At 59.6% G+C, this 15,534-nt stretch carries 13 protein-coding genes and 2 pseudogenes; 11 read left to right on the top strand and 4 right to left on the bottom strand.

Features of this window, described 5'->3' with window-relative positions; genetic code table 11:
- Window positions 1-371, top strand: a 371-nt coding sequence (locus tag FMN63_RS11350) for a helix-turn-helix domain-containing protein (RefSeq protein WP_148584094.1), incomplete at its 5' end; no start/stop codon positions are given.
- A 66-nt stretch (window positions 372-437) separates the two neighbouring features.
- Here FMN63_RS11350 and FMN63_RS11345 read toward each other — a convergent pair.
- The 3 genes from FMN63_RS11345 to FMN63_RS11335 all read right to left on the bottom strand — a co-directional run bounded on the left by FMN63_RS11345 (window position 438) and on the right by FMN63_RS11335 (window position 4,075).
- A complete protein-coding gene (locus FMN63_RS11345; protein WP_148584093.1) occupies window positions 438-680 on the bottom strand; it encodes a WGR domain-containing protein in 243 nt (80 codons plus the stop codon).
- Between the two features lie 889 nt (window positions 681-1,569).
- Window positions 1,570-2,355 (bottom strand): GntR family transcriptional regulator, encoded by a 786-nt coding sequence (locus tag FMN63_RS11340; protein WP_162530028.1) that lies wholly within the window; start codon window positions 2,353-2,355, stop codon window positions 1,570-1,572.
- A complete protein-coding gene (locus tag FMN63_RS11335; protein WP_148584091.1) occupies window positions 2,333-4,075 on the bottom strand; it encodes a glycerol-3-phosphate dehydrogenase/oxidase in 1,743 nt (580 codons plus the stop codon). Before FMN63_RS11335 ends, FMN63_RS11340 begins: the two co-directional genes overlap by 23 nt.
- Window positions 4,076-4,354: 279 nt before the next feature.
- Between FMN63_RS11335 and FMN63_RS11330 the strand changes: the two genes are divergently transcribed.
- The 9 genes and pseudogenes from FMN63_RS11330 to FMN63_RS29830 form a co-directional block, all read left to right on the top strand.
- Window positions 4,355-5,908 carry an FGGY-family carbohydrate kinase gene (locus FMN63_RS11330; protein WP_148584090.1) on the top strand — a complete coding sequence of 518 codons (1,554 nt, stop codon included), beginning with the start codon at window positions 4,355-4,357 and terminating at the stop codon, window positions 5,906-5,908.
- Window positions 5,905-6,993 (top strand): ABC transporter ATP-binding protein, encoded by a 1,089-nt coding sequence (locus tag FMN63_RS11325; protein WP_148584089.1) that lies wholly within the window; start codon window positions 5,905-5,907, stop codon window positions 6,991-6,993. Before FMN63_RS11330 ends, FMN63_RS11325 begins: the two co-directional genes overlap by 4 nt.
- Complete coding sequence (locus FMN63_RS11320) at window positions 6,993-8,084, top strand: ABC transporter ATP-binding protein (protein WP_148584088.1); 1,092 nt, start codon at window positions 6,993-6,995, stop codon at window positions 8,082-8,084. The genes FMN63_RS11325 and FMN63_RS11320 overlap by 1 nt, the downstream gene beginning before the upstream one ends.
- Window positions 8,077-8,940 (top strand): carbohydrate ABC transporter permease, encoded by an 864-nt coding sequence (locus FMN63_RS11315; RefSeq protein WP_148584087.1) that lies wholly within the window; start codon window positions 8,077-8,079, stop codon window positions 8,938-8,940. The genes FMN63_RS11320 and FMN63_RS11315 overlap by 8 nt, the downstream gene beginning before the upstream one ends.
- Window positions 8,941-8,991: 51 nt before the next feature.
- Window positions 8,992-9,825, top strand: coding sequence for a carbohydrate ABC transporter permease (locus FMN63_RS11310; RefSeq protein WP_148584096.1), 834 nt, complete (start codon window positions 8,992-8,994; stop codon window positions 9,823-9,825).
- A gap of 12 nt (window positions 9,826-9,837) precedes the next feature.
- The gene (locus tag FMN63_RS11305; RefSeq protein ID WP_148584086.1) at window positions 9,838-10,119 is read left to right on the top strand and encodes a DUF2160 domain-containing protein; all 282 of its coding nucleotides are present in this window, start codon (window positions 9,838-9,840) and stop codon (window positions 10,117-10,119) included.
- Window positions 10,120-10,207: 88 nt separating this feature from the next.
- A complete protein-coding gene (locus tag FMN63_RS11300; RefSeq protein ID WP_502706269.1) occupies window positions 10,208-11,992 on the top strand; it encodes an ABC transporter substrate-binding protein in 1,785 nt (594 codons plus the stop codon).
- A gap of 71 nt (window positions 11,993-12,063) precedes the next feature.
- Window positions 12,064-13,878 (top strand): thiamine pyrophosphate-binding protein, encoded by a 1,815-nt coding sequence (locus FMN63_RS11295; RefSeq protein WP_148584085.1) that lies wholly within the window; start codon window positions 12,064-12,066, stop codon window positions 13,876-13,878.
- Between the two features lie 267 nt (window positions 13,879-14,145).
- A pseudogene (locus FMN63_RS29830) lies at window positions 14,146-14,325 on the top strand (IS6 family transposase); the annotation flags it as partial.
- 251 nt (window positions 14,326-14,576) lie between these two features.
- On the opposite strand, the gene FMN63_RS11285 reads toward FMN63_RS29830, so the two are convergent.
- Window positions 14,577-15,293: an alpha/beta hydrolase gene (locus tag FMN63_RS11285; RefSeq protein ID WP_286192610.1), complete on the bottom strand. Its 717-nt coding sequence runs from the start codon at window positions 15,291-15,293 to the stop codon at window positions 14,577-14,579.
- A gap of 47 nt (window positions 15,294-15,340) precedes the next feature.
- On the opposite strand from FMN63_RS11285, the pseudogene FMN63_RS11280 reads away from it, so the two are divergent.
- Window positions 15,341-15,534: pseudogene (locus FMN63_RS11280) on the top strand (IS6 family transposase); the annotation flags it as partial.

The following is a 15,534-nucleotide window of genomic DNA, read 5'->3' as shown; positions in this document are numbered from 1 at the left end:
ATCTGCCGAACCTGTCCGCCGGCTTGCGGAAATCCCCTTTCCGCTGGCGCCGCAAGGATCCGTTCCAGACACGCATCTCCGGCTTCCTCACCGGCTTTGAAAAAGCCGCCCAGGAAACCATGGATCAACTGGACCGGCTGTCGATCGCACAGGAGCAACTGGCGCGCCATTGCCAGGCGTGCCGAAGCCACTCCCGGCTGCCGGAGTTTGCGCAGATGTTCCTGTCCCGGCCGTTGGTAACCATTCCGATGGCGCGCCAGACCCTCGGCGTCACCGCCGCCGCCGTCGACCGCATGATCCGCCAGCTTGGCCCGGCATTGCCACGCGAGCTCACAGGCCGCGACAGATACAGGGCCTGGGGTATTCTGTGATTTCTGATTTAGTGATCTGTCAGAGGAAGATCCCATGAAACGTGGGATCAGGCGCCCGCCACTGCCTCACTGCGGACAATACCCGCGCCTGTGTTTTTGCGCTGCCAGTTTCTGCTGATGGGCCACAGCCGATGAGACATCGGCAAAGAGATCCAGCCGCGTCCGTCCCCAGGTGCCCACACGTCCCCATGTCCGTCGCACGGCAAATCCACCGAACAGGGTCGGCTCGACCGACAGGTGGTAGAACCGGTCCATGTTCCGGCCGGGGTCCACGCGTTTGAGCAGAAGAGGGGTATCACCAGGTTCCATCCCCCAAGTCTCGAGGACTTCCCATCTGCGGTCCAATGAATCATTGGAATCGATGCGTAGGGACAGATTCAAATGGATGATGTGTAACGGAGGTGGGGGCGGCCAAGTGGGATAAACGTGTCGTGACGACTTAGAACGCCCCATGATTTTCTCGTCGTCCTGTCAGCCTGTAATTTCCCTCAATCCGATTGCGAAAACCTTTGTTTGCACGATAGCCAGCCCAGGGTGCCAGGAGCACGATCGGCTTGGTATAGTTATCGGTGACGTCGACCCCGGGCTCGCCGAATTGCGTGACCAGCGCGCCGAAGAAACCCCAAGCCGCCTTTGCATTGAGATGAGATTGAGCAGGATGTCATGCGATCATCGTTTAAATCGACAGCCCGCCGCTAGCACAGTCTTTCGCCGTTGGCCGGTATGACGAGCTCTTCCACGTGCAATTTGTCATTTGGGCGTGGTCGGTCCCGGCGGATACAGGTCGCAACCTGTGTGTCAAATCAGTTGACCTACAGGCGGGTCACTTGGCGGCTAAAGATGACGACGCGTGAAACCAAGTACGGTCCTGGAAAGTGAGGTCGGGTTGCGGGGACTAAGATTGCCGGGGCGAATGCACCGGTTGAGGCACCGTCACGAAATAAGCGAGACGGCGCTAAATGGGGGCGATAGTGTGAGAGGCGAAAGCGATCTCTTCGATGAGGCGATAGTCGAGCCGGAGCGCTTCGGGCTGATCCATGCCGTGCTAGGAGCGGACGAAGTGCCGGTCAAACCGGTTCATCCATTTGCCGATCGCTTCCCGACTGGCACCAATATCCCGCTGCGGTTCTGTCGCCAAGGGCGGCCTACGGGTCTGTCGTGAAGGCATCGAGTAATGCTCGTCGGGGTGTCCACATAGTCACTTGATAAAGAAATGCAGCCGCGATTTGTCCGTCCTGTGTTGCGCAAAATACAGCTCGATCCTGCGACCATTCTGATCGGTAGAGACGGACTGAATATTCAAAATTGCGCTGCCCGGTTCTATATTCAGCAGCGAAGCAGTATCGGCGTCGGAATTTGCAGCGCTGACCCAGCGTTCGGCTTTTTTCAGGACGATTCCGTATCGCTGCTGCAACGTTTGATAGAGAGAGCGGTTGCCCATCGGAGTTGCGGCAAGGCCCGGCACCGCCGAAGCCCGCAGGACCGCCGTCACGCGCGTGCGGGGTTCGCCATCGACGAAAAGTACCCGGTCGATCTCGACAATCTCGGCCTCATCGTCGGTCAACTGAAGCAGCCTCGCTTCTTCATCAGTTGGCTGGCGCAGGCATTGGTTCAATAACTGGCGTGTTACGATGTGCCCTGATCGCTGCAGATCGCTGGTAAACGACATTGTTGAGCCGACGAAATCCTGATCTGTGCGAGGCTCGCTTACGAAGGATCCTTTGCCCTGCATCTTGTAGATGCGCTGTTCCATGACGAGCTGTTTGAGCGCCTCGCGCACCACTGTTCGCGACACCCCAAAGCGGCGGCAGAGTTCAGCTTCGGATGGCAATTGGGTGTGGGGAGGCAGCTCGCCACTTGCGATCTGGGTCATAAGCCAGACCTTCAGCTGTGCCCAAAGCGGTAGCCGCAGATTGTCGTCAGACCGTGAAACGACATCCGTGTTGGCAGCACCCGCGATATCAGGCAACGGTGGCTTCGTCATATATGTCTGCCTCACTCTTGTCATGTATGTACGAAACATGATGCCGATCCCGGAGCTGCTCAAGAAGCTCCGCGACTTCATCGTCTCGCTGCGTCTGGGTCCAGCCCAACTCCGGCGCGATAATATCCGCCAATGCATTCAGGTTGGCCTCAGATGCGAGACCCTCGAAAGCCAGCAGGCTGCGACGTAGCACGATATCATGAAACCGCGAGACACGCTCGTGCCGCGCCATATAGCGGATTTCTCCGACAAGATACCCCGGGACACCGGGCAACTCCACGCGCCCGGCCTCATCGAGGTCCAGAGCGATTTTCCTGGCGCGGGTGCCGTACCGGTTGACAAACCGCTCTGCCGCCGCTGTCTCGATACCGCCGTCCCTGGCCACCTCGGCAACCAGCGCATTGCGCGCAGCGGCCTCCTTTGGAAAATCCCGACCGCCACCGACCGGAAGCGTCAGAGTCGAGCGGATGCGTTTCTTGTTCAGGCGGGGCAGGATATGGTCAACAAGCTGTTCGGCGCAGGCGCGGTAGGTCGTCCATTTGCCGCCAACCAGCGTCACCACCTCGAAGGGCCGGGCCTGATTTGTCGGAAAGTCGCGGAAGCTGTGATCTCGGCTGATTGCCCCGGTTGCGCCGGCATCGCTGCGCGGCAGCGGACGAACGCCAGCGAAGCTGTATCGTATCTGTTCGCGTTCCGGGCGACTTTGGGGCAAGACATCTTGCAGGACGCCGAACAGGTACTCGATCTCTTCGTCGCTGCACCGTGCGGTATCAATCTCCTTCGTACGCAGATCGGTCGTACCCAGAAGAACCATCTTATCATCGAGCGCATAGACCAGGCAGGCGCGATGGTCGTGCGTTTCAAAATAGAGCATCGCGCCGTTGAGATCGCACACGAGGTCCGGGCGTTCAAGCACCAGATGCGATCCCTTCGTTCCTTCGCTGAGCGGCTCGGAAATGCCGATATTCGCATCGACCTCGTCGATCCAGGGGCCAGCGCAGTTGATAACCAGCCCTGGCCGCACCGTCATTGTTTCGCCAGTGATGCCGTCAGTCAGGCTCAGGCGGCCATTGGCCAGTCCGGAAACCTCTGTATAGGGAAGCGCGCCGGAAGAGGGGCAGTCAGTTTCGGCATCCTCGACAAGTTCAAGCGTGTAGCGCTCTGGTGAGACGATGCGAGCATCCCAATATTCCAGCACTGCCCGCACTGCGCGCGCAAGGCCGATTTGCTTGCGTGCCTCTGAGATAGGGACGGGCCGATGACGGGGCATGGTGCGACCCTTGTCGCCGAAGCGATCGAAAAGCGCGAGCCCCATACGCACCACGATTGACCCCTTCGCGCCGGGCGTTCGTTTCAGCCGCAAAAAGCGGAGCCCTGCGGACATCACGCCACCTAACCGGCTGAGCGCCGGAACCCAGACCGGGATCGGCTTTACGAGATGTGGCGCGTTCAGCAGCAGGCGATTCCGTTCCTCGACGGACTCGCGCACGAGTTGAAACTCTCCGGTTTCGAGATAGCGCAAGCCGCCGTGTATCAGTCTCGACGGCGCTGAGCTGGTGCCGGACGCAAAGTCGCCCTTGTCAACAAGCAGCGTTGACACACCCTGCGCAGCCAGATCGCGATAAACCCCGACCCCGTTTATGCCGCCACCGACGATGAGGACCGCGCCATCGAATTCTCCAGTTCTCAGGCGGTCCAATATCTTGCTGCGTTTTTCCATCACATCCTCCCAGCAGCCGGTTACGAAGGCCGCCCAACATATAATTACAAGTATGAGAAACATGTGTCAATTCGAGCTAATTCAGCATCACTCTTCAGCCGCTCTCTAGAACAACCTTTGGTAGACTGGCCTTTTTCCGCTATTTTTCACGCAAATTTCTTTTCTTGACAGGAAAGCCCGTCTGTCTCCATAGTACAACATGTAATTACAAGTTAGGAGGTGAGTGCAGAGCACGGCAAGACCGCCAGAAGGTCGCGGGAGAATTTGGGAGGAGGAAAAATGGTAGCTCGGCTACTCGGTATCGACTCGGGCGGTACCATGACGAAGGTTGCGTTGTTCGACGACGTCGGCAACGAAATCGCCTGTGAACATAGTCCGAACCGGATTCAGTTTCCGCATGCGGGCTGGACAGAACGGGATCCGGACGGCATGTGGCGTGCCGCCTGTGAGGGTATCCGCACATTGCTCGAAAGAACGGGCACGTCGCCGGGTGATATCGCAGCCGTCACTGCGGTCGGCTATGGGGCCGGTCTCTATTTCGTGGACGACGACGGGCGAGTTGTCCGGCCTGGAATAGGCTCGACCGACACCCGATCCTCGGAAACCATCGCTCTCTGGGAACAGACTGGTCTGAAATCTGAACTGGAATCCGCTATTCAACAGGCGGTCTGGGCCGGGCAAAGCCTGCCGATCCTCGGGTGGTTTGGGCAGCATCACCCCGACGTGCTGAAACGCACCCGCCATTTACTGCTGTGCAAGGACTTCCTCCGCCTGCGCCTTTGCGGCGACATCTCCACAGATCCGACTGATGCCGGCTGCGCCGGGTTCGCCGATGTCTCAAAAGGTTGCTATGCGAAGGATGCATTCATCGCGGCGGGCCTTGAGGACTGTATCGAGAAGCTCCCGGAAATCGGTGCGTCAACGGACATCGCCGGTTATGTGACAGCCGAGGCGGCGGCACAGACCGGACTTCTCGAAGGAACTCCGGTGTGCCGTGGCGTCTATGACGTGGTGGCCTGCTCACTTGCTTCGGGTCTGACCCGCGCTGATGAACTCGGCGTAGTCGCCGGCACGTTCAGCATCAATTCGCGCCTTCACACCATTCCTTGTCTCGATCCGCTGCCAACCTTGCAGGTCGCCTATCCGCTTGAAGGAAAATATCTTGCCACGATGGCCGGGGCGACTTCGGCCAGCAACCTCGAATGGGTCTGTAGCACTTTGCTTGCAGCCGAGGCAGATGTCGCCCGGCGTAACGGGCGCTCGATCTACGAGGTGTGCAGCGATCTGGTGGAAAGCGCGATCGATCGCGATTGCGGCATCCTTTTCTTTCCCTATGTCTTTGGCGGACCAAGCGGCGCGCCGGCGGGTTTGCTGGGCGTCCAGGCTGGAAGTCAGTTACCGGACGTGTTGCGGGCCGTGTTCGAAGGCATTGTCTTCGCTCATTGCCAGGACATCGGCTATCTGCTCGGCGAGGCTGGAACCGATGGCATCCGCCGCGCCCTGCTGTCCGGCGGCCCGTCCAAGAGCCCGGTCTGGTCGCAGATCTTCTGCGATGCGTTGAATATGCCGCTTGTGGTGGCTAACGGTTCAGAATTCGGCGCCAAGGGCGGTGCGATGTGCGCCTCCGTTGCCGTGGGCCTGCAGCCCGACCTGACAAGCGCCATCTCGGCGATGACCCGGGTCTCACGCACACACACGCCTGATCCGGACCGTGTGGAGGTACTCAAGGCGCGCTATCGCCGATACCGGGAGGTTGGCGAGCGGCTTGCTGCTGCCTGGGTGCCGCACACACCCCCCGATTGTGCCTCCAGCTATGTCGGGGCCTCAGCATGACGTTTGCAATTAACAATGTCGGCTGCACGGTGGCCGGAGAAACCTGGCTAGAGGATGTGACCCTGTCCTTCGAGCCCGGCAATCTCTACGTCCTTCTGGGTCGCACAGGCGCTGGAAAGACCTCACTGCTGCGCGTGCTGGCAGGGCTTCATCGCCCGGATAGCGGCACGCTGGTTCAAAACGGGACCGATCTCACCGGAATGCCGGTGCGGCGCCGCGATATTGCCTTTGTCTACCAGCAATTCGTCAACTACCCGTCCTTCACGGTCTATGACAACATCGCCGCGCCGTTGCGGCGCAAGCGGATGGACCGGACCACACTCGATGCCAAGGTCCGGGATGCCGCGCGAATGGTGCATATCGACCACCTTCTCGATCGTCTGCCTCAGAACCTTTCCGGCGGACAGCAGCAGCGGCTTGCCATCGCGCGGGCGCTGGTCAAGGAGGCGGGCGTGTTGCTGCTCGACGAGCCGCTCGTCAATCTCGACTACAAGCTGCGCGAAGAGCTTCGTGCCGACCTGCGACAGATCTTTCGCGGCGGCGGCGCAACCGTTGTTTATTCCACCACTGAGCCGGACGAGGCGCTGCAAATGGGCGGCACCACGATCGTCATGGAAGAAGGTCGGGTGATCCAGGTCGGTCCGGCTGCCGAGGTGCACGCCAACCCCTGCTCGGTCAAGGTCGCCGAAATCTTCTACGACCCGCCGATGAACGTGATCGAAGGGCATGTCTCAGACCAGACGATCAACTTCGCCGGCATCCGCACAGCGCTGCCCGCACACATGCAGGGCCGTGTTTCCGGGGCGTGCCTGCTTGGCGTGCCGCCGCATCGCATCCGTCCCGCCACCTGCGAAGAAGCCGGCGATCTTGCCGGCCGCGTGAGCCTTTGCGAGGTCGATGGCTCGGCGACTTTCGTCCATTTCGAATATGGCGGGCATGAATGGGTGATGAAGCGGGACGGCGTGCATCCCCAGGCCAGCGGCAGTGATTGCAAAGTCACGATCGATCCGGCCGGATGCTTTTTGTTCGACGCATCCGGCCAGTTGCTCGCCACACCCGGTCCTCGCCAGGCGGAGGCTGCATAATGGCCCAGATCGTGATCGACTCGCTTCGTCATTCCTATGACGGGAACCTGTCCGACCCAAACGGGCTCGCGCTGAAACAGATTGACCTGACCTGGGAAGACGGCCGCGCCTACGCGCTGCTGGGCCCCTCGGGTTGCGGCAAGTCCTCCATGCTGAACATCATCTCGGGCCTCGTGCGCCAGAGCACTGGTCGTATCCTGTTCGATGGAACCGATGTTTCGGACCTGCCGACGGAAAAGCGGAACATCGCACAGGTGTTCCAGTTCCCGGTGCTCTACGACACGATGACCGTCGAGCAGAACCTTGCCTTTCCTCTGAAGAACCGCCGCCTGCCTGCAGATGAAATTCGACGCCGCGTCGCCGACGTGGCCGAGATGCTGGAGCTGGGACCTCTGCTGAAGAAACGGGCAGCCGGACTTGGTGCAGCGGAAAAGCAGAAGATCAGCCTGGGACGAGGCCTGGTGCGCTCGGACGTGGCGGCCGTGCTCTTCGACGAGCCGCTCACAGTGATCGACCCGCATGTGAAGTTCGAGCTGCGCCGCAAGCTCAAGCTTTTGCACGAAGAACTGGGGCTGACCCTGATCTACGTGACACACGACCAGAGCGAAGCCCTGACCCTGGCCGACGAGGTTGTGCTGATGGCGGAAGGCGAAGTGATGCAGGCCGGTACGCCTGAAGAGCTTTACGAGCGGCCCAGCCACACCTTCGTGGGCAATTTCATAGGCTCGCCGGGCATGAATTTCATTCCCTGCCGCGCCGAGGGCGAACGGCTTGTCTTCTCAGGCGGATCGCTGCCTTTGCCGCCCGCCCTGTCGCGCAAGATCGAACGTGGCCAATCCCTGAAGGTCGCCATCCGTCCGCAGCATCTGCGGCACTGTCAGCCGCGCACAGAGCAGATCACCGCGCAGCTCGTCGAGCTTCTTCCGCGGGGCGACAGCTACGTCGCGGATCTGAGGATCGGCGAGACCGCCGTGGCAATGCGCATTCCCGATGATGCCGAACTGCCTTCAGGTGAGCTTGGGGTCACCTTCGCGCCGAAACACACCCTGCTTTATGCCGACGACCGTCTAATTGGAGATCTCGATGCATAAGACCCAAGACAACAGGGCCTGGTTCCTGATCCTTCCGGTGGTGCTGTTGGTGGCCTTTTCCGCCGTGATCCCGCTGATGACGGTGGTCAATTACTCGGTGCAGGACATTTTCGGACCTGGCCAGCGCTATCTGATCGGACTGGAATGGTTCCGTGAGACCCTGCGCGATCCGGAAGTGCATCGCGCCTTTCTTCGGCAGATCGCATTTTCCGGAATCGTACTGGCGATCGAGATCCCGCTTGGTGTGCTGGTGGCGCTGGCGCTGCCGCGGGCCGGTTGGAAATCCTCGCTTGCGATCGTCGTCCTCGCCCTGCCTCTGCTGATCCCGTTCAACGTCGTGGGCACGATCTGGCAGCTCTATGCACGGCCCGAGATCGGTTTTTTCGGCCGTGTCATCAACGATCTCGGCATCGGGTTCAACTATACCGCCGATCCGGTGTCCGCATGGGTGACAATCGTTGCAATGGATGTCTGGCACTGGACACCGCTGGTGGCGCTTCTGGCCTTTGCCGGGCTGCGCTCGATCCCCGACGCCTATTACCAGGCTGCCCGGATCGACGGCGCCAGCCGCGTAGCGATCTTCCGCTACATCGAACTGCCGAAAATGCGCAGCGTTCTGACCATCGCGGTTCTGCTGAGGTTCATGGACAGTTTCATGATTTACGCAGAACCCTTCGTGGTCACCGGCGGCGGGCCAGGCAGTTCCACGACGTTCCTGTCGATCCGGCTGGTGAACATGGCAGTGGGCCAGTTCGACCTTGGACCCGCAGCGGCGTTCTCCTTGATCTATTTCCTCGTGATCCTGCTGGTGTCCTACGTGTTCTACACGATCCTCCAGCGCATCAGCGCCCAGTGAGGTGACGATATGACCATGACAACCCACACATCCGCACCACCCCAGACCGGCATGGCTGCCCTGCTGAAGGGCACAGTCCTGAACAGCCGCGCCGCCGGACCGGTTTTGCTTGGCCTCTATTTGTGCTTCCAGATGCTGCCTATCTACTGGCTCGTGCGTATGTCCCTGATGCAACCCGGAGACATCATGTCCAGCTCGTCGTTTCTGCCGAAGGCGCCGAGCTTCGACAACTACAAGACAATCTTCACCGATCCGGCCTGGTACATGAGCTACGTGAATTCGTTGAGCTATGTCATACTGAACGTGATCATCACGCTCTCGGTAGCACTGCCGGCGGCCTATGCGTTCTCGCGCTACAAGTTCATCGGCGACAAGCATGTCTTCTTCTGGCTCTTCACGAACCGGATGGCGCCACCGGCGGTGTTCCTGCTGCCGTTCTTCCAGCTTTACTCGGCGGTCGGGCTCTTCGATACGCCGCTGGCAGTGGCGCTTGCGCATTGCCTGTTCAATGTGCCGCTCGCAGTCTGGATCCTCGAAGGTTTCATGTCGGGCGTACCCCGTGAAATCGACGAGACCGCCTATCTCGACGGTTATTCCTTCCCGCGCTTCTTTCTGACGGTGTTCCTGCCGCTGGTCCGCGCCGGGATCGGGGTCACTGCCTTCTTCTGCTTCATGTTTTCCTGGGTGGAGCTGCTGCTGGCCAAAACGCTCACCTCGGTCGAGGCCAAGCCCATCGTTGTGGCGATGACACGAACGGTATCGGCCTCGGGTCTCGACTGGGGATTGCTGGCCGCCGCAGGCGTTCTAACCATCCTGCCAGGTGCTGCAGTCATCTACTTCGTTCGCAACTACATCGCCAAGGGCTTTGCCCTGGGCCGCGTCTAAGGAGGATCGGACATGAATCTTGAATGGATGGCCTGGACACAGGTGACGGCAATCTTCTTCTTGACGGTCGCGCTGATACTAATTGCCATGACACTGGCCGAACTCAGGGTCCCCACGGTTGAGCGGCAGGGCTTCCTGCCGATGCCGACAACGCGGGGAGACCGGCTGTTTCTCTCCCTTCTTCTCGCAGCCTTCATCAATCTGGGCTTTGTCGCCTTCACCGACGTGCACACCTTATGGATACCGCTTTCCGTCTCGGTCCTGGCTGCGTTTGTGATGATGCGCTTCGGCTGATCCCCCACTCTCATTCGTCGTCGACGACCACGTTTTCAACCACCGGCCGGGAGGAGACTCAGCCGGTCAACACAGGAGGAGTGCAACTATGCGAAGATTTTCACTGAAGCGCGGAAGGGGCCTGATGGCCGTGAGTGCCGCGCTATTGACCGGAACCGCCTTCTTCGCCGGTGCGGTTCAGGCACAGGACTACAAGGCCGCCGCCGAGCGCTGGATTGAGGAGGAATTCCAGCCCTCGACGCTCAACCAGAGCGAACAGAAGTCTGAGTTGGCATGGTTCACACAGGCAGCGGAGCCGTTTCGCGGGATGGAAATCAACGTGGTTTCCGAAAACATCCCAACCCACACCTATGAATCGCAGGTTTTGACGAAGGCGTTCGAAGAAATCACCGGCATCAAGGTGAACCACGACCTGCTGCAAGAAGGTGATGTAATCGAGAAATTGCAGACCCAACTGCAATCCGGTCAGAACATCTATGACGGTTATATCAACGACAGTGACCTGATCGGCACCCATTATCGGTATGGCGCCGTGATGCCGTTGACCGATTTCATGGAAGGTGAGGGCGCCGACGTAACTTCACCAACGCTCGACCTTGACGACTTCATGGGGCTCAGCTTCACCACTGCGCCCGATGGCAAGATCTACATGCTGCCCGACCAGCAATTCGCCAACCTCTACTGGTTCCGTCAAGACCTGTTCACCAACCCTGACCTGATGGCGCGGTTCGAGGAGAAATACGGTTATCCGCTAGGCGTTCCGGTCAACTGGTCAGCCTATGAGGACATCGCCGACTTCTTCACTAACGACGTCAAGGAAGTGGACGGCGAGCCGATCTTTGGCCACATGGATTACGGCAAGAAGGACCCGTCGCTTGGCTGGCGATACACCGATGCGTGGTTCTCGATGGCCGGCAGTGGCGATCGTGGCCTCCCCAACGGCAAGCCGGTCGATGAATGGGGCATCCGCGTCGAGGATTGCCATCCGGTCGGCTCGTCGATCACGCGTGGTGGCGACATAAACGGCCCTGCCGCTGTCTATGCGCTCAGCAAGTCGATCGAATGGCTGAAAGACTACGCACCTGCCGAAGCTCAGGGCATGACCTTCTACGAATATGCCTCTGTGCCGACGTTGGGGAACATTGCCCAGCAGGCCTTCTGGTACACCGCCTTCACCGCCGATTACGCCAAACCTGGCATCCCGGTGGTCGATGACGACGGCAACCCCAAATGGCGTGTTGCACCCTCTCCACGCGGAGCCTACTGGAAGGAAGGCATGAAGCTCGGATATCAGGATGCCGGCTCCTGGCTGCTCCTGAAACAGACTCCGATCGACCGTGCCAAGGCCGCCTGGCTCTATGCCCAGTTCGTCACCTCCAAGACTGTCGACGTGAAGAAGTCGCATGTCGGTCTGACCTTCGTCCGCGACAGCACGATCCGGCACGAAAGCTTCACCGAGCGCGCACCGAAGCTGGGCGGTCTGGTGGAATTCTACCGTTCCCCGGCACGCGTGATGTGGACGCCCACAGGCACCAACGTTCCCGACTACCCCAAACTGTCACAGCTTTGGTGGCAGAACATCTCGACCGCTCTGTCGGGTGAGAACAGCGTGCAGACTGCGCTCGACAATCTCGCGACCCAGCAGGACCGCGTGATGGAACGGCTTGAGCGCGCCAACGTAATGGACCGGTGCGGACCGAAGCTGAACCCGGAAACCTCGGCCGAGGACTGGTTCGAGAAAGCTGAGGCAAATCCGGACTGGCTGGCACCGCAGCGCAAGCTGGAAAACGAGAAACCGCAGGGACTGACCGTGAGCTATGACGCACTGCTCAACGCCTGGGCCAGCGGAAAAGCAAAGCCGGACAATCTCTAACCCGGTTCCTCCCAAGGGCCGTGCTCACAGTGGGCACGGCCCGCCAAACAGAATGAAAAGGAAGATGGAAGATGGCCCATATCGGCGACTTGGTTGCGGAGATGCTTGCACAATTCGGAACGGATCTCGTATTCGGCATGCCGGGCGGGCAGACGACGGCGCTCCATGACGGCATCTCCCGGAGAACAGACAGGATCCGCCACGTGCTGATGCGGGACGAACGTAACGCGGCATATGCTGCGGATGCCTATGCACGGTTGACCGGCAAGCCTGGCGTCTGCGACGTGACGGTCGGGCCCGGTGCGAACCTGCTTCCGGCAGGATTTCTTGAGGCACTGAACGCCTCAATCCCGATGATCGGGATCATTGGCGAACTCCCGCTGGACTGGTTGTCGTTGAAAGAAAAGGGGATTGCGAGCCAAGGCTTCGACCAGCTTGCCTTTTTCAAGACCTGCACAAAGGACGCGTGGCTTGTGCCCTCGGTCACCGCCTTGCCGGAACTCATTCGCACCGCTTATCGCACTGCAACCGGACCACGACCCGGGCCAGTTGCATTGATTATTCCGCATGACATCTTCGATGCCGAATGGGACGAAGACCGTGTCAGGATAGTCGTCGATGACCGCGCCTGCAAAGCGCCCTTCGTGCGCTTCAATGCTCCGGCCGCGGATATCGTCGAAGCGGCGGCGTTAATCCGGCGCGCCAAGCGCCCGGCCCTGGTGTGTGGTGGCGGTGTCCACGGGTCGAACGCCACTGCAGAAGTATCTGCCTTTGCCAAGAAATTCAGCGGCCTCGTCGTCACCTCTCTGTCTGGAAAGGGGTCAGTCGCTGAAACCGAACCCTATGCGGCGGGAGTTCTGAACCCACTCGGTTCCTGGTCGGCTATTGAACTGATCCAGGAGGCCGATCTCGTCGTCTGGTGTGGCTCGAAGGTCAGCCAGAACACGGGCATGAATTGGACCCTGCCGAAACCCGATCAGGCGACGATCACCATCGACAGTGACCCGATGGAACACGGCCGCACGTTCCGCCCGACCGTGCCCCTGATGGGCGATGTGCGCGAGGTTGTCAGCACGCTCGATACGGCTCTGGGCGCGCCGGTGGAGCGACCGGAGTGGATGGCACGAATTGCCGAAGTGAAAGCCGAAGGCGAGGCGATGAAGGCTGCCGAAATTGCCTCCAAACAGATCCCTATCCAGCCACCTGTGATCATGGACGAGATCGCCAAGCGCTTGGGCGAGGACGACATCGTCGTTTCGGACGCCTCTTTCTCAGCGGGTTGGATTTCCGGCTATATCCCGGCGCGCAAACCGGGACGTCAGTTCTTGTTCGCACGCGGGCAGGGTGGTCTGGGCTATTCGGTGCCCGGTGCCATCGGTGCGGCCGCGACACGGCCCGACGTGCGGATCGTGACCGTGGCCGGCGACGGTGCTTTCTCCTACACGGTGGGCGAGCTCGCGACGCAGGCACAGTTCAATCAGCGCGTCGTCAACGTGGTGATCAATAACGGCCGGCTTGGCTGGATCCAGCTTTGGCAGGAGATTTTCTTCAAGAACGTACAGTCGGCACTGCTTGAAACCCAAAGCGTCAAGCCAGGCTTTGCGGGGGCTGCGACCGCGTTGGGACTGAAGGGGATCTATGTCGAGACTCCGGACGAAATTGGCGCGGCGCTCGACGAAGCCTTCGCACATGACGGTCCGTCCGTTGTCGAAGTCCGCATCGACGACAGAGCGACACCTATCCACTCGTTCAAGCGACGCATGAAGGAAGGCGCCGATGCCCCCCGTGCGCGGCCTGGTACGGTCTACAAACTGCGGGAGTTCAAGATCTCGCCGGATCTGCCGAAGAACGACGCCGAGGCAACCGCCCCGCTGGACATGGCTTGACGCGGATGATCCAAGCCTTGGAAGCGGCTTGATCGGTACTTGAAAATGCGTCCGGGTCGACCTGGTCTGCGGGGAAAACCGCATCACCAGAACGTCGCCTCGGACGCAGGAACGCAGAGCCAGAAGCAAGTAAAGGGCGCAGTTCTTGCAGGTCTGGTGGGGTGGCCGGGCTTGTCACGTTAACGACGAGACAGGTGTTGGCAGGACAAACTGATCACTATGAAGATCGCCTCTGCCGGTTAGAAACGCCTTCGCTTCCCCTCCGAGATCATCGCGCGTGCTGTCTGGCTGCATCTCCGGCTCCCGCTTAGCCTCCGCATGATCGAGGAAAAGATGTCGGGGCGCGGAATGACCGTTTCCTATGAGACGATCCGACGCCGAGATAGGAAGTTCGGCCCTGCATATGCGCGTGACCTGCGCCGTAGGCAGCCATCCCGCAGAGAGGTATTGCCAACTCAGAATCATGACGCGGAGCTCCAATTCCTGGAGCGCTCTTGCAACAGCCAAATCTCAAGGCGTGGTTAACGCGCCAAACTTTGCAACACACCCCTCGATCTTAGCATAAGTCTGCGGGTGATAGGGGGCACCGCGCGTGTGCGTCATGCCCTTGTCCGCAAGGTATTCGGTCAGCCAATTTTTTCCAGCGGCCGGCCACGCAGAGGCGATCGGCGACCTCAACGCCCGCTATGCTTAGAAGATTATTCGCTGGGATCAACAAGCCTGTTGAGGGCTTGTTCAAGTGTTGCGGCCTCTGCTTTGTCTGTTACAAGCTCATCGAGCGCGGCTTTGATCGTTGCCCGTGTCACCGTAGCTTCGGTCCAAAGGTGGCTGATCAGTCCGATTAGGCCTTTCTCGGGGCACTTGTACTTGTCATAGATCCAAGCGCCCTTCACATCGTTGGAAGCATCAACGCTTAAGCCGCAGCGTTTGGACGGCGAGGGGTTAAGCCAGATCAGCGACATGATGTCGGCAAGTGCTGAGCTGTCATTTGCAAAATAGGTATGGGCCAACATATCCTTGCCGAGGATCGACATATCCACGGTGTCAAATTGACTATCGTTCAGCACTTCTTCGCCGCCTTGTCCGGCTCTTGGCGCGTTGCCGTGTAGCTTGCGCGAGGCCTCCAGCGCCCAGTCGTTTTGCGATACGTAGAGCGTTGTGCGCCGTGCGAGTGGACGAATCGTTTTCAGCATCTCCTTGAAGAGGCCCGCATCGACATCGGGCGCGGCAAAAAAAATCTGACCGAAAACCGGCTCGTCGCCTTCATGAATATTGTTGCGCAGGGCAAGAAGTTCCAACGCGTCCGTTACCGCACGATTGCCCATGCTGTGGGCCACGATATGAATAGTCTCGGCGTCCGATTTTGTCCTAAGTTCTTCCAGAAAATGAAGGAGCCGGCGACCACTCAAGCGCACGGCATTGCCAATTTGTTGATCTGGTTTCGGTTTGGTAGATCGCTGTTATGTTTCCAAGTTCAGATTTGCCGCGCCTCAAGGGCTTCCGTTTTCCCAGATCGATTATCTCCTATGCGGTTTGGCCGGCATTTCGCGTGCTGCATTCGCCGGGACAGACCAAAGCCCAACAGCAAATGGCATCTGGATGAAGCCGTGATCGTCATTGGCGGAGTAAAATACTGGCTCTGGCGGGCAATTGACG

This window comes from Stappia sp. BW2, from assembly GCF_008107695.1.
Classification (GTDB): Bacteria; Pseudomonadota; Alphaproteobacteria; order Rhizobiales; family Stappiaceae; genus Roseibium.
The sequence above is the reverse complement of the archived record's forward strand: the minus strand, read 5'-3'. Positions and strand labels throughout refer to the sequence as shown.